We start from the raw sequence: 20,824 nt of genomic DNA, 5'->3' as shown, positions 1-20,824 counted from the left end.
CAATACACTATTTACCCTACTCTAGTATCCGAAAACAAACAGCTTTCCTTCGATTCACGGCAAGTCCAATTACCTGGGTAACTACCTTTCTCCCAATTACTACCTACCCGACTATAATGAGTAGACTTAACTTGTATTGAGCCCATCAGTCTATGGCCATTATCAAATAAACTGTAATTACTTCCCGCCAATCCAAGACGTGACGAAGTAAAGGCATAATTCCATTGAACATCACTTGCTTGCTCGTTATTAGAACAATACTTCCCGTTAACTCCTTCCCCCATGAGCTCCCAAAGTGTTCCATCAACAGTAACATGCACCTGCCATTACGTGAACGATTACCCTAGATGCTGAAGATAAACCTCAGCATCTAGGGTAATAAAAACATGTAGGAAATGTAGATTCGATTTAATGTGCTAGAGTTTCAAATAAAAACCAAATACGTCGCTCTGTTTCATCAATATAATTTTCCAATATACTGGTTGTTGCCACATCATTGCCCTCACTGCACACATGATGGGCTCTTCGCATACGCGCCAAAAAGTCCTGATTGTCTTGCAAAAGTATTTGCAGCATCTCTTTAGCAGATAAACTTTCATTAACATCTTTAATATTTTTCAACTCGCTAATCTGCCCTATTGACTGAATCGTTCTTTCATCTAATTTACGCATACGCTCAGCTAAGACATCAATCATGGCAAAAATCTGATCGCTATGCTCGTCTAATAAAAGATGATAGTCACGGTAATGAGAACCTGACATATGCCAATGGAAATTTTTTGTCTTAACAAATAAAGCAAAGATATCTGCTATAAGAGGATTAACGGCGCGTGCAATTGCACGACGACTTTTCACATCAAGATCATTAAACGCGGACATCTTCAATTGTTCCACTTTTTTCATGTTAACTCCCTGTAGTTTCGATCCTTTAAATATAGACTATAAAATGCTAACGGTTAATTTATATTCACTATCAACCCAAGATTTTATCGAATTCTTTAATAGACCTCTTAGAAAACTCGCTTAGGGACGAATTGCTTCGCTGATCCGATGTTCTGCATGTACACTCCGGTTCCGTGCACCGCCTCACTGCCATTAAGTTAAGGAAATGCAACTTTAAAAAACCGAATTACCGCGGTATCCATAGCTGGAGCCACATCATGGGCCCCGCGGTCGATGCCGCGGGGATTCGAAATATCTTAATGGCGCGCGCTGTCCTTCCTCACACTTCATCCCCCTCAATGACACAAACAGTCCCCTCTCTCGCGCGCGAAATTATCATTAGAATCAAGTATTCAATTGCAGAAAATGGTTGGGGAGAGGGTCTTAGAAGGATATTTCGCTCTTAGTTTGACGGGCATGAGCCATGCCCCAACCGCCCTCTTCATAAACATGAAACACTTTACAATTTTGTTAATTAACTTGACGATTATGAAATGATCGTTTACTTTTTATTCTTAAACATCAATTTCAAAAGGAACGATTATGTTAATTAAATTAATGCTCGGTGTACTGGAATTTCAAGGTGAGCCATATAAGCAAATGCAGGAAATGTACAGCTATCTAGCTAAGGGCCAAAGCCCTAAAACACTATTCATTACCTGTGCTGACTCACGTGTAGATCCTAACGTCATCACTCAATCCAAACCTGGAAAAATATTTGTCCTTCGCAATGTAGGCAACATCATTCCCCCTGCTCACCTACCATCAGGTGAATCCGCGGGAATCGAATATCCCTTAAATGAACTGCCTATAGAAGATATTATTATTTGCGGTCATTCCAATTGCGGTGCTATGAAAGGATTATTAACACCTGACTTAAAAAGTCGCTTACCCAACACAGCAGCATGGTTGACCCATTCACACTCGGTTTTAGAACAACTAACTCATTCACAAGAAAGCAATTTTGATGCAAAAGTAAAGCAGGCAACTCAGCTCAATATATTAGTCCAGATGGAACATTTAAAATCACACCCTATCGTAGCGAAGAAGCTAGCCAATAATGATATAACAATACACGGATGGTTTTATGACATTGAAAAAGGCACAATATTTGTTTATGACACTCCATCGAAAGAATTCATCCCCTTTAAAGACGCATTAACCAAGGCCGTTTCTGCTCGTCGAGATAAAATAATAGAACAGATAGCAATGGATTACCTTGAACCCCTCACTCATCCGAAAACAGCCAAAGAATATAAAGCATTAATGCAGTTTTTTTCTCTTCTTGAGAAAGATTTACTACCTATTTGGTCAAACATAAAAGAGAAGGCAACACAAAAATTATGGACTGAATTAGGAGGATTATACTCAAATATAGATGATCCACAGTTCAGTACCTTATTAGAACAAGGCTCTCAACTAAAACTGAGCCATCTCAAAGATTTTCAACAAAATGTCATGGAATCTTCAGGGTACCATCAATATATGAGTAATATGATACGACACTCTCTATTTGCTCCCTCAACACGTCCAATAACCCTTCCAATAACTATTAATATACCTTATTCCTCTTCTTTAAATTTGAACTGTTGAATGAGATTAAGAAAACCCACCGGTCTTATGAATAATGAAAGGCTTTAAAGCCTTTCATTCAGCAAAGCAAGCAAATCAAGTAATTAAACTATTTTCGACCAACGTCATAAAGCCAGCAGTAAGTTCACCAGAAACTGGAATGATCTCAAGCCTGGTAAATAGCAACACATAAGCATTAATAAGAAACGTTTGTCGGGCAATTTGTTGACCAATGGCGCTACCTTAAGTTTTTGTAGCCTGGATGAGCGCAGCGTAATCCGGAATTTCAGTGCACTGAGCTAGGGTATTCCCGTATTATGCTGCACTAATACGGGCTACGATTTTTTCTTCCTTTTATTAAGGTAGCACCATTGGGCAATTTGTTGACTAACCAGTGCACGCTAGATTATCCGTATTTGCAACGGATGAATTTAACTCAAAATGATAATAAAATAGGCCAATTGTTTTCAAGGAGAATAAAATGCCATTTGCCTACACTAATACGAACATCCTTCTAGCCGAAGAAACGAAGGTTACCTTATACCAGGGCTTCAATAAATACACCCCGGTCATAGAAAAAGAATTAGATGAGCCAGTGGCAGAAACCCATGTAAGCTATCCATTGGGTAACACTTCTCCCTCATTTTTCCTATTAACGGTAAGTGGTAAACTTCATGCCTTCGGCGGTAATACTTATGGGCAATTAGGACTAGGATCCCGTTCCTCTCTTATTAATGAACCTCAATTAATTAATGATGAATCTATAGGCAAAATCATTAAAGTAAAATGTGGACTAAACCATACAGCTCTATTAAATGAACGAGGTGAGGTCTATGTTGCAGGTCAGAATGCCGCACGCCAGGTAGGCCGAGAGGGAAACGATGCTTTAACCTTCGAGAAAGTAGATTTAACAGCATTTGGTCCTGTAAAACATTTGGAATGTGGGCACCTTTTTACCATTGCCGTAACACAGAAAGGGCAATTAATTACATGGGGTTATAATCCACATGGAGCATCAAAAGGTGAAAAAAAAGGCTATATCACTCACCCATTACCTATTAATTTACCCGCAAATGCAGGCCCAATTATAAATATTTTTGCGCAAGGAACTACTTTTTATGTAATCACTCCAAACCAAGTGTATGCCTCTGGTGAAAATTGTTATAACGATGTATTTGGTTTTACTATTTGCAAGGATGTAGAATTTCACCCCATACCCCAGCTAATGAACAAAAAGATTATTGGAATGATGGGAGGAGACAAAATGCGCATCGCGGTAAACGACCGAGAGAAATTATTTACTTGGGACAACGTTTATCTTCATGCCCCAGGAAATACAACTGCCCCAACTCCATTCCCTATAAAGAGCAGATCAATGAAATACGCTAACAACGTGCTGTTCATGTTGACCTCAGATGATCAGCTTAATTTATATCATGCTGATACAATAGAAAATATGAAACCATTCTCGGTTAACCTACCTGAACAGCTAGAGTCAAGCATAAAACAAATACTCCTGGACGAATATGTCAAGTCAAGAAAACAATTATTATGTACTAACCTGTACAGCACTCAACAAACACAAAAGTTCATTGACTTATTATTCACCCACACAGAAGAACAAAACACGCCACCAACTGAAGATCGAGTAAATAGCCCTACATAAGCATTAACCCCAAAAGTAGCCCGGATTAGGCAAAGCCATAATCCGGGTTTCCTTTATTTTACCTCAGCTAGCTTTTGTTCAACTACATTTATCTCTTTAAGTAATTTTTGAGCGTATTGGCTTACCAATAACGCATCCCGCCCCTCAACCATAATTCGTAATAACGGTTCGGTACCTGAAGCCCTTAGTAATATTCGACCATCACCATTCAAAGTGATTTCCAAATTTTTAACGGCTTGAATGATATTAGGATTAGATTCTAATAATGTAGCATTTTTCGTTTTTAAATTGATTAAAATTTGAGGCAACAAATGCATACCTTGAGTTAATTCATAGAGCTTTTTATCCTGTTTCAACATAATAGCAAGAACTTGTAATGCAGTTACAATACCATCGGCTGTTGTTGTTTTATCTAAGCAAAAAACATGGCCAGACGACTCCCCTCCAATCAACCAATCGTTCTTTCTTAACAGTTCCTGAACATACCTATCGCCCACCTCAGAACGTTGAAAAGGTATTCCCAACGAAGTAATTGCTAATTCGAGTCCATAATTACTCATCAAGGTTCCTACTATCCCTCCTTCTAGTGTGCCTCGTTGATATCTATCTTGCGCAATAATGTAGACAATTTGATCACCATTAACAAAATTTCCTAGGGAATCCACTAAAATAACTCTATCTCCATCTCCATCCAAAGCAATACCAATATCAGCTCCAACACTAATTACCTTTTCTCTTAATAATTCTGGTGCTGTCGAGCCACAATTTTGATTGATATTAAAACCATTCGGATTTATCCCCATGGAAACGACATCAGCTCCTAATTCAGAAAATACATTTGGTGCAATATGATATGCTGCTCCATTTGCACAATCGACGACTATTTTAAAAGTAAATAATCGAGACTTGATTGGGATTGTGGATTTACAAAATTCGATGTAGCGATCAGCCGCATTATTAATACGTGTTGCCTTACCTAAGTTAACTGAAGGCACTGTTTGCAGCTGTTTTTCCAATTCATTTTCAATAGCGCTTTCCATACTATCAGCCAACTTGCTGCCATCTGGTGAAAAAAATTTGATGCCATTGTCTTCAAATAAATTGTGGGAAGCACTAATAATGATACCCGCATCAGCTCTAAGTGCCCGGGTTAAATAAGCAACGCCAGGAGTTGGCATAGGCCCCAGTAATGCAACATCAACTCCTGCCGCTGATAATCCAGCTTGCAAAGCAGATTCCAACATATAGCCAGAAACTCTGGTGTCCTTACCAATCACTACTTTTTTTCTTTTCTCATTTACAAGAACGCGCCCTGCCGCCCAACCTAGTTTTAAAATAAACTCCGGATTAATGTTGGATGATCCAACTCGGCCTCTTATGCCATCTGTACCAAAATATTTGCGTTGACTCATTCGTGCCTACCTTACAATTTAATTTTAGGGGCATAGTCATTTTTTTTAATCCTCGGCTCCAGGAATCGATTTATTCACTTACCAGATAAATTTACCTAAGAATATCCTCTAAGTACCTCCATTGGTTCCGCCAAATGATAGTTGCAAAAACGCCCCCAATAGCGTGCTGTTGCTGTGATCATGTCAGGCTGTAAATAAGGACGTAAATTTATTTGACTTTTAAATTCTGCGATAACCTTCAATTTGGTGTCCATAAACCGATCAATGTTAATAAATATATTGGGTCTAAAATCAACAGTGCCTGAAGGGGAAAGATAGCAAAATATATTAGGCACTCTTCGACACGCACTAATAGTTGCATGAAAAACGGCTCGGTGATCTTGATGATTATCATAGATAGAATGGGTATAAATATCAGTCGGATTAATCTCGTGAACGATGTCTTTAATATACTTTATCGTTATTGCAGCATCTGTTATTTTTGTATCTTCAAGATCACCTAAAAATAATTTAGCTCGTTGAATCTTGGCAGCTTTTTTAGCCTCTTTTTTTCTAATATTTGGATCTCCTCCTGCGGCTCCTAAACTTAATGTTAATATATTAATTTGATTTCCATTTTCGCGAAGTTTGGCTAAAGTTCCTGCGCATCCAAACTCTACATCATCAGGATGTGCGCCTACGGCTAAAACTATCCTATTGCCTCTCTCTTCTCTTTTCCTTTTTGACTGTTCGGCTAATTGCAATACCTTAGATATAAATTCATTTTTGTCTAAAGGCTTAAAGAGTAACGCATCAGCGTGATATTCCATAGCTGCGAGAATAAAATCTACTTTTATATTCTCAGCAATGATTAAGATAGCCGATGTTGAATCTGTTTCTTTCACAATCCTAGTAATATCTAAATCATTTATTTTAGACGAGTGAATATTAGTGATGACAAGATCCCACTTATCAATCGCGGCCTGTTTTAGAACGTTATGGTTATCTATCGCATGAACAAGACGAATTGGATTGCCTAGCCAATCTATTATTGTCTTAGCTAATTCCAAATCAGGTTCTATGAGTAAAATTTTATAAGGATTATCCAAGTTCTGAGTCCTTTAAATTTGTTCTTAATCCCTTCTTTAAGAATAGACTCTTTAAGAGCTTAAGCAACGTTAGGCTAAGTAAAGTTAAGCTTACAAATCTCTCCATTTTTAATCGGATTTGCTGTTTCTTGTTGGCGAAACAAGCTCATCCACTCGGAATTGGGTGCAAAGCCATGAGTCAAACCCATTTGATACGCCTTAAAAAACTGCCCGTGGCCAATGACAACGACAAAGCCTTGTTGTTTAATAATCTCGTTATGAAAATACGCGACCCGCTGCAAAAAAGCAGCAAAACATTCAGCATCATTGCCATCATTGTAGTAAGGATCACTTTTCTGCCAGTAACGCTTAATCTCTTCTTTTCTCGCCAATGGACTCAAACTCTGCAAACGATATGGTGAAAGATAAATAAATTCTTGAATAGGCCATATTTGATAAGAAGTGTTTGGCCATTGATTTAATAAAAATTCAGCGGTTTCTTTTGCACGGACTAAAGGAGAAACAATGAGTAGATCAGGTTGTTCCGTAATTTCTGTCGCAGCCTTCTTCGCTTGTCCTCTTCCTAAAGAGGTTAAATGCGCTTCAGAAGGCTTTGCACTCCAAACACCTGTATTTACTTCCGTTTCTCCATGTCTGATTAACCACAGTTTTAATCGGGGCATAGAGCTTGCCATTCATCAATGGGGAAGAATTTCTCTGTCCAGTATCGAACAACCATTAACTCTTTAAAAGGCAACAAGGCAGAGGCTAAAGGCTTACCTTGAATGTTTTGAATCAAAAGCCGTGGAATATCAATTCCTGCTGCGCCAGTTAAAGGAAGAGTACCAGGAAAACGAGGATTGATTTCTAATAATTTGAACTCCCCCTGTGCATCTGCTTTAAATTGAATATTAGCTACAAACATAATCCCTACTTTTTGTGCAATTTTAAGTGCTATCGTACTTAAGTGGGAGTTAATTTTGGTTTGGCAAGCGACCGCAATACCCGAATCAATTTTCATTCTTAAACGGGGGACGGCAGCTAAAGGGTAGCCATCACTATGGATATACACATCCACAGAATATTCTTCACCTGGGAGAAGCTCTTGAATTAAATAACTGTTGTTTTTAGGTAATTGATTCAGCTCCTTGCTATTAGCAATGATCATGGCTCCCCGCGAACCAGCACCAAGACGAGGTTTAGCAAAATAGGGAAAATTAATGAAAGAGGCAGCAGTCTCTTCTGTTAATAAAGCAAATGAAGGGGTCAGACCAGTATCCTCACAAAAGCGTAATAACTTATATTTATCACGACAAAGTTCTAGCGCCTCTGCTGAGCTTAACGGTACTATGATTCCTTTGCTGGTAAATTTCGTAACATCCTTCGCTATTGGAAACAATTCAACATCTACAGTGGGAATCAGTACTTCAATCTGCTTTTCTTGACAAATATTGAGTAAAGCAGGGATAAAATCGTCCGAGTCGCCGCGGGGAATTAACATACGCCTGTCAGGAGGAACTAAATACAATCCCGCCGCACACGGATCAATATCAACCATATAAATCTCATGTTCTTGAGCAAGGCTTTTCCAAATGCTGACAGCGGCTGCTCCTCCTGCACCAGTAATTAAAATTTTCATATCTCTTCCTAAGATTACGCCCAATATATACGCCAACCAGCGGTAATAAAGGTACTATTATTAAAAAAATAATGAGAACACTCACCTACTAAAGCGTGATGTTTAAAGATTGGCAATAAGAATTTGCCATGTACTTCCCAGCTTTTTTGCTGCTGGGGCAGATAAGAAGTGCCAAGATCATAAAAAAAACTATTACTAAATTCCTTACTAAAGTCAAGTACATAGGAAGAACTATAACCACCAATTTGTTGCTCTGTCCAAAAACCTGTGACCGTAATGTTTGCTGGTAATGGTGTATAAGCGGTTAGGCCTGAAATAAAGAGCCTCGTGTTCCATGGTTTCGGCGCAATCAACCTAAAGCCATTAAACCATTCCAGATTGGGGTGTACAAATAAACCCGCTAAAGCAAAGGCTCGGTGCTCAAAAGGGTGACTATTGTGTTGACGAGCATCATAACTTAATTGCCAACTGTATTTTTTAGGTACGATGCGTTGGTACCCTAGCAAAAGGCTGTTATTGGGCAGCAACGTAGGACCAACACCAAAACCACTTTCTATTTGTTTCGTATTATGTGTGGCCAAAAGCGTTAAACCATCTGTAGCATTTAAATTTCTAAAATAAAATAAGTTAATTCCCTCAGAGCTTTCTGGTGGCACAGCATAATGCCCCCCTGTGAATCCTAAAATATTTTTTGTTGCCTTATTAAGAATTTGTATGTCCGATGCAGTTTGCTTGTTTTCGGGACTTAAGCTTAAAGCCTCATTAAATTCTTTCCGCGCTTGTTTAAATTCATAATTAGTCAATAACGCTTCACCATAGCCATTAAGCGCATCAACATCTTTAGGACATTTATTAAGTAATTGTTGATAAATAGCCTTAGATTGAGGTATTTGGTATAACGCCCTTAATACACGCGCTTTTCCCAAAAGGGCACTACGGTCATTGGGCTTTTTAAAAAGTATCTCCTGATATACCAATAAGGCATTTTTAAGCTCTGACGCCCATTCATAGGCTATAGCTAATTCTAAAGCAGGTGCGTCATTTCCTGGCTTAGCAGTTTGTGCTGCTCTTCTTAGCCAAGAAATGGCCGATTTATACTCCTTCAAATAGCGTGCTAATAATCCGTGTAGCATAAGGGTAGAGGTACTATGAGGCTCATGGAGATCGGAGTATCTTAATATCGCTTGAATTTTTTCTATGGGCGGATTTTCCTGATTGAGTAAAATTAATCCACGCTCTGCTTCGGATAAAGGGGGAAGGATCGGGCGTCGTTGTGCTTCTGCTATTTTTGTTAATGCCAGTTTTGCCTCTTCATTGAGAGGCTGAATTTTCAAGCTGTCTGCGAAAAAGCGAATGGCTAAATCAAAATTAGATTTTGCTAATTCAATCCATCCTAACCCAATAAGCGCATCGACATCCTTGGGGTTTTTGGTAAGAAATTGATGATATATCAAACTTGCCTGTTGCAGTTTAGACATCATTCGAAAGGTACGAGCTAACCCTAGTAAAGCAACTCTATTCATCTTATCTTGGGTGAGGATATGCTGATAGATAAGTTGTGCTTCTTTGGGTTTTTCAGCCCATTCATAAGTGGTTGCTAATTCTAACTCAGGAGCTTGATTCTTGTTTTTTGCCGATTGTATGGCTTTCTGTAACCAGAAAATAGCTGTTTTATAATTTTTATTCCTATCGAAAGCCTCTTTGCGAGCCAGTAATCCATGTAACAGGAGTGTCTCCGTGTTTGTTACCTGATTGAGTTCACAGTGCTGTAAAATCGAGTGAATTTTTTCCAAAGGGGGATATTTATTGTTGAGCAATATAAGCCCGTTCACGGCATCACACGATGAGTTTACACTCAGGGCTTGTTCTTGGGTTTGCCTAATTTTATTTAAACCAAGTAAGGCCTCTAGATTTTGTGGCTGTATTTTTAAGGTTTCTTGGAAGTAACTATTTGCAGATGTTAAATCGTTTTCCGCTGCTTTAATCCAGCCTAATCCATTTAGAGCATCAACATCATGAGGATTATTTATTAATAAATTTTTATAAATAGCAGTTGCCTGATTCAACTGACCTTGTAATCTCAATACTCTCGTTTGTCCCAATAAGGCTGCTCGATTTTGCGGACTTTGCAGCAAGACTGACTGATAGATTTGTGCAGCTTTTAGCAAATTGTTTGCCATTTCATAGGTGCTGGCCAATTCCATGGTGATTGCTACATTCTGCGGCGCAGCTAAGTGGGCTTTTTCAAGCCAATCAATGGCTGCGGCATACTGTTTATTTTGCTGTGCTTTTTTTCGAGCATCCAAGCCATGCAATAGTAAAACAGAAACATTATTAGGCGAGACTTTATCACAATCAGCTAATATTTTTTCTATTTGAGATTCAGAGTATGTCTCTTGGTTAACTAACTCTAATCCTTTAGAGACATCACAAAGAACTACAGAATCAGCATTGACTGAATGAAGACAAAAAATAAGGAAGAAGAAGCTGATTAATTTCATAATTAGAACTTAAGAAAATGAAATAAGATAAATAACCCACAAACGATACCAATGCTGATAAGCTGGAGGCAAAAAAAGCGGTATTCACGCTGAAAATCTTTGGCTAAAGCTTTATCAAAATCAAAAGGCAGGAGTGGTTCGATGCGAGAGCGCAGAATACGCTTCGAACTTATTTTTTCTGTTTTATCCCATCGCAGGTTAGGTCTTTTAATTTCAGCGATATATGCCGCAAGATTTATTGTACATAAAAGAGGGCCATATCCAACGACCATCAATAAAAAATTGGTGATACGGGGTGATAAGCCCGCAAATTCAAACCGAAAAACTACCCATGCCCAAAACATACATAAGGCACTCCAACTCTCCATAAAGAGTAAAACTAGTTCACTGGTGCTCGTTGAGTCATTCGTGTTCAATAAGTAACTGAGCTGTTTAAAGAAAAACGGAGGATTTATTGAGATACAAAGAATGAATAAAGAAACCAAGCCCGGGTACATTATCCCTTCAAGGAAGGATAATTTTGAAGTACGCCTGTCCACAAAAAGCGCAAATATAGTAGTATACAAATAAACAAAAAGACTGATAGAAGCAAGATAGAAAAAAATATGGGATGAATGCTCTTTATCAAGAATAAAAAGACCTATGAGTCCAATAGCGGCAAGAATCATAATAATGGGTGTTAAGACAACACAGAACCAAATAATGCCAAAAAGGAAGTTTCCCAAACTTGTATGTTTGCTGCGAAACCAAACGTCTTTAAATGCTTTTGTAATTTGTATATTACCGCGCGCCCAGCGAAAACGCTGCTTCCAAACATCAATTATGGTTTTAGGCTCTTCGGCATAAACAAAAGCATTACCCTCAAAAATAACCTTTTTTCCTAACTTTTGAGTGGCGAAGGTAGTATAAGTATCTTCCGCGAGAGTTGAAGTATTAATTTCACTCCCTAATTGTTCAATATTTTCGCGTGTATGTAATTGGGCCCCCCCTGCTAAACAAGCAACAACACCCAATACACTTTGCGCCCTTCGAGTAATGGATTGTGAGACGATATACTCAAAGCCTATAGAGCGAGTAATGAAATTCGTATTTCTGTTACCGACCTTAATATATGCTGTTACCGCACCTACATCAGGATCTGCCAGATGGCGTGCCATACGTCGCAATGCATCCTTCTTAAAAGCAACATCAGCATCGATAAATAGTAAAGCTTGTGCCCAATCGTCGGCTAAAACCACATTTAAGCCATAATTTATGGCGTGAGCTTTCCCGTTTCCACCACCTTCTTTGTATACATTAATTATATTTTGTGGATATTCTAAGTGCTTTTTCTTAAGAAGTTCTTGGGTATTATCGGTACTGCCATCATCAATAATATAAAGACGTAGATTATCAAGGGGATAATCTATCATCAACAAGATATTGATCGTGTGCTCAAGCACCAAAGCCTCATTCCACGCAGGAATGAGCACAGCAACTCTTGGACAGTAATTTTTACATTTTCCAAAATGATTCACAAAAGCATAGAGTCCAGCAAGATTATGCTCAATAAAAAAAACAACAACAGGAACAATACCAGTTAAAGCCATTGTGAGACACAGATAATAAAGAAACGAATAAAACCATTCTTTACCAACAAAATGAGACTGGACTCCCCTTTTAGTGGGCAAGTTTTCATTGAGAATATTCTGAGCTTTGTGAGGCAATACAAAACTCCCTTTATCAGATGATGCAGAAGTTACTAAATAAATGAGTGGAGCTACTGAAGAAATAATCTGCGGTTTTTGATAAGCATGAGTGACCATTGACACGAACGACAATAGCAGAAAAAGAAACCTGCTTGGCCAAAAATCCGCTCTTGGTAAAAAGTGAATCATTATATTAAAAAATATAAGGTATTAGTTTTTGAATCTCCGTTGTCATACTCTGCTGGTTTTGAATCCATAACTTTTTTTAAAAAATATTCTTTTTCATTTTTGTCCATAATAGCTGCAATTCCTTTAATTAAGATCCATTGCCAAGCAGGAGGGATTGGACCATATTCATTTGCTATCAATTTTTTTATTGCTGGATAAGCATCCTTTAACCATTTTTTATTGAGTAATTCTGAAGTAACTGCCGTGAATGGGAGCATCTCTATGCCAAAAGAATACTCAAGTCCACAACGAAATTCGGCGTTACATTTTATAAAAAAAGCATTTGTATCAATTTTATTATCCCATAAATTGGCAACAACCTGATTATGCTCTTTGAATTTGTCGCTATAGATTGCACTATCCTTAGGGATTTGCCAATAAGTTTGTGCAGACACCAACTCACGTGTCATGAGGAACCGGGCCCAATCTAATAATTTTTTATCATGTAACGCTGCAGCATATAGCGCCATGGCATAATAAGCATTGACGGCTTCACTACTTGATTGTTGATTTTGCCCATCGACGAAGGAAGTCAATCCGGAAGCCCAAGAGTGGCCTGCATAATCATCTTGATAACGCTGTACTGGAAAATAGGGATCTCCTTTGTCTTCATTTGCATAATCACGGATCAAAGTTTCAATCCACTGTTTCGGTGTAAAAGATTTAGGCTTTAGACTACTGCTAAGCCACGTACGGTCAAACTGCGCAATAACAGCGAAGGTGTAAACCCAATAGCCGTAATGGTAATGATGATCGTTATAATGACGAGCGCCATAGTCATCAATACTTGGAATAATTCCACCCCAAGTTGTATCGTATTGAAATCGCCAGCCTGATTTAGCCAGCATTTTCTTCCTTAAGTGTGTTTCAAGATAATCCAGCATTTTCCTCTGTAGCGTATATTCTTTGAGATAGTTGGCAATTAAAATAAGACGAGCAGCACGTGCATAACGTTTACCAACTTGGTAAGGGCCATCATCCGGAAATGGATAGCGCAGCAAATTGTGCACATCGACCAATAATGACGCATGCAGAATCTTTATCTGCTCTGGCGATAAATTCTTAGGCTCTAAAAATAAAACAGGCACATTGGGAAGCCCTATTTCCCATCGCACTTTATTTTCTCCTAACATGAGCCCTTTTATTCCAGGGTAGGTTACAGAAGAGCTCTGCGGCATTGCATTACGCTGATGAGGTAGCGAAAGCATTAAAGGCGGTTTATTATTTTGCGTCTGCCAAGAAAAAGAATAAATTAAATTTTGATCCGTGACGAAATAATCCTGTTGATAATCAAGCGGGATGTTTGATCTGTAGGCGTCTAAAAGAGCGGCATCATTGTCTACATGCATTTGAGTATCTTTTTGTAAAACCAATCGTATCCAGCCAGAATACGGCTCACTGGATATTAAGTATTCTCCTTGAGAATTAATATTCCAATTAAAAAGAATTGGACTCTCGCTATATAAGAGCCAGGTCTGAGTATCATGCTCATTGAGAGCGAGTATCAATTCATAACGTTGGGCTTTGGCTAAAGGACCTGTTTTAGTTTGTTGATTAATGGAACGTATTTTAAAACGGGTGCTGAGTTGAGGTATGGTATTAGTAAAAAACTCGGTTAGATAAGGCGAGCCTTGAAGAATAGGCGCGGTAATTTTTTGCTGCTGATCATTTTGCCACTGCAGAGTAATTTTTAAACCATGATAAGAAGCCAGGCCGTAATTGTTCATTGGCGTGCTAGCACCTAAGGTCAACTGATTTTCAAATTGGTAATAAAAGGCTGATATGATTGATGGATAATCAGGTTCTGCATAAAAAGTTGGTCTAGTATAACTTAGGCTAATTCCCCGTGGACTTATTTTAATCGAATAAGGAAAAACATTAACTGCATTGCCAGGATTTGTCTGATTGAGTACTAAATTAATAAACCATGCATTGGTAGGATAAGGTTTTTTATTCTCAAGCCAAAATTGTGAGGGTATTTTTTCATTACTTGTAGTTGGAAAAATCTGCCGGGGATCGACGAAATTAGCAGCATAGAGCTTTGGCGTACTCAACAGAAGTGAATTATAAATAAATATTGAGAATACGCTTTTTTTAAAATCCATTTTCAATTACCAATCATTACTTATTTCGTTTTCTTACAAATATGATTAGGGGCACAATCAATACCAGTAAATAAATAAAAATTTGCGGATGGGTTTCTAAGTAATAAAGTATATTCTTACCAAGATTCGACAAATACATTGTAACTCGATGTTTCAAGCTAATATAGCGGTTATCGTAGCTATTAAAAATTTCAGTCGATTGGTCGGAGTTAATAATCGCTATATTGCCATTCAGCTTCATGCGGCTTTTATCATTAATTAATGCTTTAATAGCCCAAGAAAGCGCCGAATCACTGTCTCCACTAATAAGAAAAACGGCATTTCCCTCACTCCAGGGAGACGGTATAAGCTCTAACAATCCAGTGAAATGACTACCAGAAATCTCTAGTTTTTCCTGAGGTAGTTTTAACAAGCGCGAGTCTCTATTAAGTTGTACGGGCATGTAATCAAGCGCCAATTTAACCCATGGGTTATCAGAGGGTGTTCCAATAAGGATAATATTATTATTACGGATAAAATCCTCATCAACTTGATTGCTAGTACGAAAATTAAAATGCACTGCAGAAGGTTGAAATAATTGGCCGAATTTAAAAAATAGTTTCGCTAAATTATTTAAATGTTCTTTAGATAAATGCTCAGACAAAACAACGGTTACTTCAGAGTTAAAAGGAACCGGGAGCTGATTCAACATGGCCAGTGGAAAGCTATTAAAAAAAGAAGCTTGAAATTGCGTTTGCGAGTAAATAGTTGCCCATACCTCATCATAATTTTCCCGCGTACATTGCTCATGTTCAAGATGAAGATCAATTAAATAATCTAATCTATTTATTCCAGGCTTCAAAGCTCCAGAGTTTATATTAGCCTGCCATTCAGAATGCTCTTGAGTAAGCCAAAAAGAAGATTGCTTTAATCCATTCACTAAAAGAGTTATTTGCGAGTTATTATTACCGGGAAACTTGGGTGCAGTGACAAAGGTCTTAACCTGGGCAAAGTTTGGAACACGATCATTGGGAAGAGGGATGTTATAAATTAACTTGTGTCGCCCAAGTCCTGAAACACTCTGATCAGAATAACCCAACTCTTTGAAAGAAGAGCGATATACGTCACTTATCGAATTCGTTACTGTGCTAACTTGAATTTGGTCTATAACAGCAATCTGCCCTGATGCAAGTGATTTAAATTCAGGAGTTAAAAAAGCACTGACTGCTTTCTGTAAAGCAGCATAATTAGTACCTGTAATTGTTAATAAACCAAAGATAGTGTTATATGGAGACTGGCTTAATAAAAGAATTCCTGAGTCCTTATTCAATGCATTGCTCACCTCGGCGGAGTGATCAAGAGTATCTATTTGAAGACCACTATCTTTAAATAAATGGCTCGATGTCCCTATAAGAATTAAATTATTTTCTTTTTGTTTTTCTACAGAATCATTAATAAAGTCAACGGATAAATTAACTTTGCTATCACCTGCCAGTTGTCCCAATTGCCAAGCGACTTGCAAGAGTGAAAAAATTTCTTGCTGTGCAAATGCCTTGGGTAATAGCAACAATACGGGAACCGGATTAATTGAGCCTGGATCAATAAAAGGATAAGGGAGTTGATTTAATGAACCCCTAAATGGTAGTGGCAGAGTAGTCAAAGTGACACTGGATTCTGGTGAAATATAAATCCAGATATTGGGGATACATAAATTTTCTATACTGGATAAATAGGCAGAAAAAGTTAAAGCTTGCCAATCCGATGATAATTGAGCTAATGGTAACTCAATGTCCCAACTCCCTTCTTTACTTAAATCAGAAGGTAAAGTTAAACGACGGATAAACGTTTGATTAAACTTAATCTCAACGCTTGTTTCTTGGCCTACAAACTGAGAAAAAGCCATTTTTAAATGCAAAATGGCTTTTTGTGCGTTCACGTGAGTCCCGATCGGGAGATAAAAAGTATAATTCGGCTTATAGCCATTGAGCGTGACGGAGCTATCCCAGCCCAATTGCGCAAAGGTATAACTATTGGTAACTTCGTTGGAACTAGCCTGCACATTTTTTGTGTTAGGAGCAAAAGGCAAAGCGGCACAACTAAAGGAAAGGATAGAGCAAACTAATAGCAGAAGCCTATGAAGGAATAAACTATGTGTACTGTGCAATAAGTTCATATTTTATGGCGATTAAACCGAGTAGATGATGCAACACATACTGATTAAATATTAAAATTAGCTTACGCTCTTTAACTTATAGAAGCAATAAATCTCAATGAATCATATACACATACTCATACCCATGAAACTCAAGTTACTTTAAACACCTTATAAAATAACAGTGATTATTTAGAGTCTTTGTTAATGTACTCGTTAACAAGCTGTCTGCTGTAGATACTGCATTCCATGCGCCATTACTTTCCTGAACAATCACCGCATTAATTAAATCCACGGGAACACTAGGGTATTTATCGTGAGCCTGAGATATTAGCAATTTTTCTTAAACCAGCCAGAATAGAAATAAGAACGTTTCAAATCGTCTATCCTGGCTTTAGTTTTATTAATTAAACACACATCATATATGAATTGATAAAACTTCCCTCCATTGACTTCATTAGCAATATAATCACAATCCTCTTCTTTAAATTTAATCCATAACCTCTCTGTTTTTCGAAGCTGCTTGTAGGAGGAGTATTTGGATAGTCTATTATATAAAATATTTAACTCTTTATCGTACATAGCAACCTCTTTATCTAAACAATCTTCGAACTTCTCTTTATAATTATTAGCATTACAATTTCCTGTATATTCATATTTTTGAGCATTTAACTGAATGGATATAAAAAAAAGACCTACTAAAAAATAAATTTTATGCACTTTCATTTTAATAACCTTTCTCGTTTTAATACATCGGCCTCTTTATTAACTCTATCCTTATACCACCCTTCAGGTACATTATAATTTCTTAAATGTTTTTCTGCCTCAACCCAATTGTTGTCTAAGGCAGCTCTATAAAATTTTTGAGCAATTAGTAAATCAGGCATGCGTCTCCCCTGATGAAAAGTTCTTGAAAATAAAACAATTTGTTGACCAGAAGTTAAATCTCTAAAAGCTGGGGTGTTTTCAGACCTGTGAGCATCCCAGCGCTTAATAGCAGACCGTAGATGAAGTCCTTTTACTTTAAAATCGATTAGATTTGCTTCTTCAAAAGATATAAAAGTCCTCTCGGCTAAAGGAAGTAATTTTTTTGCATCTTCTCTCTGTGCTCCTACAAAAGGCAATAATTTTTCTTCCAGCTCTTTTGGGAAATTAAATTTCTTTATATCACTAGCGCTATTCTGCCCTAAATCAAATCCAGTGGCGAAAGTAATTCCACTCCTCCCAATCACGGTCCCAGTCTTCTTTTTAATTGGTAAATACCCCTGCAATTGTTGTCCTCCTTCAAATTCGCAAGGTAATGAAAAATCAATTCTCGTATCATATTTCGAATTTAAAGCCGACCAAACTTCAGCTATACTTGAGAATGAGTTTTGTTGTTTTTCATTTTCTCTAAATTCAAATTCCGAATTATCGAATTATATAGATCTAGAACAATATTCTTCTGAAACTGCTCGACCTCATGCTCTTTAAAACTCCAATACACTTTACTCTCAAAACCAAGCTCTTTAACTCCATCATTGCTAGATTTAAACAAATCCGAATCAAAGGACAAGCGTTCATAATTCCCTAAACTTAGTGTTTGCTGATTAGTAAGATGGGGTTGAGCAGATTCATATCCCTCGCTACCACTTAACTTCCGCGCTTCATAATTATCTTGCTCTTCCTGCTCCAAAGCAGCTCGTTGATAGGCTAGGATTTCTTGATGGAATCGTTCATAGGTACCTTCACGTATGGGGGAATAAGCGCCTTCTTCAGTGGGCTGAAGGCTTTAGATACAGATAATTCAATCTAGTTGCTCTTGACAGCCCCATCTTTTTCAGAGTTAGAGCGCTTAAAATGGCCAAATCGGAAATCATATAACTGGCGGCCGCAACAAAAAAAAGACTTCTCATTATCTGAGGATTCAAGTTGATGACCTATCATTTTTTCAATTTCTTTTGTATTACCTTTGGGCCAATCAGCTGGCTTGACTAGCATTCTCTTTTCATTAGGATCGTATATCCCAAAAATATCTTCTGGACACCCATTGCCACCGCAATTTTCTTGAAAAAGCATCAAATATTGTTTTTTATTATTTTGTATACATGCTGCTGCCAAGCTCATCCCTAGCTCCGTTTGATAGAATAATTTTTTTTCCTGATCAGCTATCTGGTAATACAGCTTATATAGCCTTTCGCCAATATCATTCTCATTTGTTATTTGTACCTGAAAAATATATTTCCCACATTTCTTTTCAACCACTAGAGCATCTGCAGTTTGTGGAGACATAGATATGCATACTAATAAAAAGCAGGTATTAAAATATTTTATGAATCGCATGAGTAATACTTCCTATTTTTGGCATAATTTTATTCATTGATAACGCTAATCCACCATAATTTCTCGTTGGACCATCGTGGTGGAATTTATAAATATAAGATTCAGTCAATTTTCTTTGCTTTACTAAGGCCTTATTATCTATGAAATGACTTACTAAAGCATCCGCCTGTACTTTTATATTCCATCTGGTCGAGCCGTTTATACCATATGCATCTCCTGTATGTTCAACAAACTGACCAAGACCGCTCGCTGTAGTAGAACCAGCAGCCGCATAAGGATTAAAACCTGACTCATGGCGGGCAATTACTAATACATGGGCAGTATCGCGTAAGCTTAATTCATGTTCGATAGCAGATGTAATTAAAGCGTCAATAGTTTCTATTTGAGTTTCTCTACTTGCATACCCCCATACAGGAGAGCCCGGGGTGCGAAAATAATATGATTTATCTACAACTTCATCTTTCTTGTAAGCAGAACCATGCTGTTTAACTAGGAGTTCATCATAATTAATGTCATATTGCCCTTCTCTACTATGACCACGCCACTCAAGTCCCTTAAGTTTAATTCCTGCAATAGTATTGCTCCCTTCATGCTCTTTAAAACTCCAATACACTTTACTCTCAAAATTAAGCTCTTTAACTCCATCATTGCTAGATTTAAACAAATCCGAATCCAAGGACAGGCGTTCATAATTCCCTAAACTTAGTGTTTGCTGATTACTCAGATGGGGTTGAGCAGATTCATATCCCTCGCTACCACTTAACTCCCGCGCTTCATAATTATCTTGCTCTTCCTGCTCTAAAGCAGCTCGTTGGTGGGCTAGGATTTCTTGATGGAATCGTTCATAAGTACCTTCAGGTATAGGAGAATAAGCGCCTTCTTCAGTGGGGATAGGACAATACTCATCCATCTCGTCGATTTCTTTTAGTTTTAATCGTGCTAAATCTTTGCCTGTGATTTGCGACTGTTCTAATTCGCTCCTTTTATCCGTTATTGCAGAGCCAATTGCAGCGCCTAAATTATCTTGAAGCACATCCAAGGCATTGAGTTGGCTGCCGGCAACCGCGCTGTTTAATCCCGCGTTGGTTAAAGCCCTTAATTCAGAGCTCAGCATGCCGGTGTTGTGGTCTAGGCCTCTTAGGGTTTTATCCAGTTTGCTTCCTAGTGCCCCTCCCATTAGACCCGCGGTGACACCAGATACGGCAAGTTGCTCCCAGTCGAAGTGTTGGTGTTTTTGCAGCGAAAGGCTAATGCTCTGGCTTAACGCGTTTTGCTCCATTAGTTGCGCCGCGCTGGAAATGCTAAAGGCTTTCGATACAGATAGTTCATCCATAGTGTTAGTGAACTGTTGATATACTTTGCTGCCATTTAATCCTCGTAACAAACCACTGGAGGCCGCAGTCGCAAGACCGGATTAGGTAAAGCCATAATCCGCGAGTTCCTTTAAAAATAAGATAGACCGTGGAGTATTAATCTGGGATAAATCAGATTACGCCGCCAAAGGCGGCTAATCCAGACTACAATACTACAGCTGAAGCAAGAATTGTGTTT

The 20,824-nt window shown here is 38.0% G+C and carries 17 protein-coding genes; 2 read left to right on the top strand and 15 right to left on the bottom strand.

Translation table 11 applies throughout. The features are described from left to right. Positions 1-11: 11 nt before the first annotated feature. Both LFA_RS02665 and LFA_RS02660 read right to left on the bottom strand, forming a co-directional pair. Positions 12-320, bottom strand: coding sequence for a hypothetical protein (locus LFA_RS02665; protein WP_157010255.1), 309 nt, complete (start codon positions 318-320; stop codon positions 12-14). An 88-nt stretch (positions 321-408) separates the two neighbouring features. Further along, complete coding sequence (locus LFA_RS02660; protein WP_045094806.1) at positions 409-903, bottom strand: Dps family protein; 495 nt, start codon at positions 901-903, stop codon at positions 409-411. 582 nt (positions 904-1,485) lie between these two features. On the opposite strand from LFA_RS02660, the gene LFA_RS02650 reads away from it, so the two are divergent. Both LFA_RS02650 and LFA_RS02645 read left to right on the top strand, forming a co-directional pair. Further along, positions 1,486-2,535, top strand: coding sequence for a carbonic anhydrase (locus LFA_RS02650; protein ID WP_045094804.1), 1,050 nt, complete (start codon positions 1,486-1,488; stop codon positions 2,533-2,535). A 460-nt stretch (positions 2,536-2,995) separates the two neighbouring features. After that, a complete protein-coding gene (locus LFA_RS02645) occupies positions 2,996-4,180 on the top strand; it encodes an RCC1 domain-containing protein (RefSeq protein WP_045094803.1) in 1,185 nt (394 codons plus the stop codon). A gap of 53 nt (positions 4,181-4,233) precedes the next feature. Here the strand turns inward: LFA_RS02645 and glmM are convergent, their stop codons facing one another. The 13 genes from glmM to LFA_RS02580 all read right to left on the bottom strand — a co-directional run bounded on the left by glmM (position 4,234) and on the right by LFA_RS02580 (position 20,657). After that, positions 4,234-5,592 carry a phosphoglucosamine mutase gene (gene glmM, locus LFA_RS02640; protein ID WP_045094802.1) on the bottom strand — a complete coding sequence of 453 codons (1,359 nt, stop codon included), beginning with the start codon at positions 5,590-5,592 and terminating at the stop codon, positions 4,234-4,236. Positions 5,593-5,687: 95 nt separating this feature from the next. Continuing rightward, a complete protein-coding gene (locus LFA_RS02635; protein WP_045094801.1) occupies positions 5,688-6,680 on the bottom strand; it encodes a PIG-L family deacetylase in 993 nt (330 codons plus the stop codon). Positions 6,681-6,754: 74 nt separating this feature from the next. Further along, positions 6,755-7,342, bottom strand: a complete 588-nt coding sequence (locus LFA_RS02630) for a histidine phosphatase family protein (RefSeq protein WP_045094800.1) — start codon at positions 7,340-7,342, stop codon at positions 6,755-6,757. Beyond that, the gene (locus LFA_RS02625; protein WP_045094799.1) at positions 7,330-8,298 is read right to left on the bottom strand and encodes an ATP-grasp domain-containing protein; all 969 of its coding nucleotides are present in this window, start codon (positions 8,296-8,298) and stop codon (positions 7,330-7,332) included. The genes LFA_RS02630 and LFA_RS02625 overlap by 13 nt, the downstream gene beginning before the upstream one ends. Before the next feature lie 14 nt (positions 8,299-8,312). Next, the gene (locus LFA_RS02620; RefSeq protein WP_045094798.1) at positions 8,313-10,799 is read right to left on the bottom strand and encodes a tetratricopeptide repeat protein; all 2,487 of its coding nucleotides are present in this window, start codon (positions 10,797-10,799) and stop codon (positions 8,313-8,315) included. Positions 10,800-10,801: 2 nt separating this feature from the next. Beyond that, complete coding sequence (locus tag LFA_RS02615; RefSeq protein WP_172653452.1) at positions 10,802-12,505, bottom strand: glycosyltransferase; 1,704 nt, start codon at positions 12,503-12,505, stop codon at positions 10,802-10,804. Between the two features lie 170 nt (positions 12,506-12,675). Further along, complete coding sequence (locus LFA_RS02610; protein WP_045094797.1) at positions 12,676-14,820, bottom strand: glycosyl hydrolase; 2,145 nt, start codon at positions 14,818-14,820, stop codon at positions 12,676-12,678. A 16-nt stretch (positions 14,821-14,836) separates the two neighbouring features. Further along, positions 14,837-16,972 (bottom strand): cellulose biosynthesis cyclic di-GMP-binding regulatory protein BcsB, encoded by a 2,136-nt coding sequence (locus LFA_RS02605; protein WP_045094796.1) that lies wholly within the window; start codon positions 16,970-16,972, stop codon positions 14,837-14,839. Between the two features lie 309 nt (positions 16,973-17,281). Next, on the bottom strand, positions 17,282-17,677 hold the full coding sequence (locus tag LFA_RS18735) for a lysozyme inhibitor LprI family protein (protein ID WP_052673829.1): 396 nt from the start codon (positions 17,675-17,677) through the stop codon (positions 17,282-17,284). Beyond that, positions 17,674-18,264 carry a pesticin C-terminus-like muramidase gene (locus tag LFA_RS02595; RefSeq protein WP_269447748.1) on the bottom strand — a complete coding sequence of 197 codons (591 nt, stop codon included), beginning with the start codon at positions 18,262-18,264 and terminating at the stop codon, positions 17,674-17,676. Before LFA_RS02595 ends, LFA_RS18735 begins: the two co-directional genes overlap by 4 nt. 41 nt (positions 18,265-18,305) lie before the next feature. Continuing rightward, positions 18,306-18,626 carry a hypothetical protein gene (locus LFA_RS02590; RefSeq protein ID WP_045094794.1) on the bottom strand — a complete coding sequence of 107 codons (321 nt, stop codon included), beginning with the start codon at positions 18,624-18,626 and terminating at the stop codon, positions 18,306-18,308. Between the two features lie 116 nt (positions 18,627-18,742). After that, the gene (locus LFA_RS02585; protein ID WP_157010254.1) at positions 18,743-19,195 is read right to left on the bottom strand and encodes a hypothetical protein; all 453 of its coding nucleotides are present in this window, start codon (positions 19,193-19,195) and stop codon (positions 18,743-18,745) included. Positions 19,196-19,250: 55 nt separating this feature from the next. Beyond that, a complete protein-coding gene (locus LFA_RS02580) occupies positions 19,251-20,657 on the bottom strand; it encodes a lytic transglycosylase domain-containing protein (protein WP_157010253.1) in 1,407 nt (468 codons plus the stop codon). Positions 20,658-20,824: the final 167 nt, after the last annotated feature.

The sequence above is a fragment of the Legionella fallonii LLAP-10 genome, assembly GCF_000953135.1.
GTDB lineage: Bacteria > Pseudomonadota > Gammaproteobacteria > Legionellales > Legionellaceae > Legionella > Legionella fallonii.
This window is presented reverse-complemented; position numbering and strand designations above follow the sequence as displayed.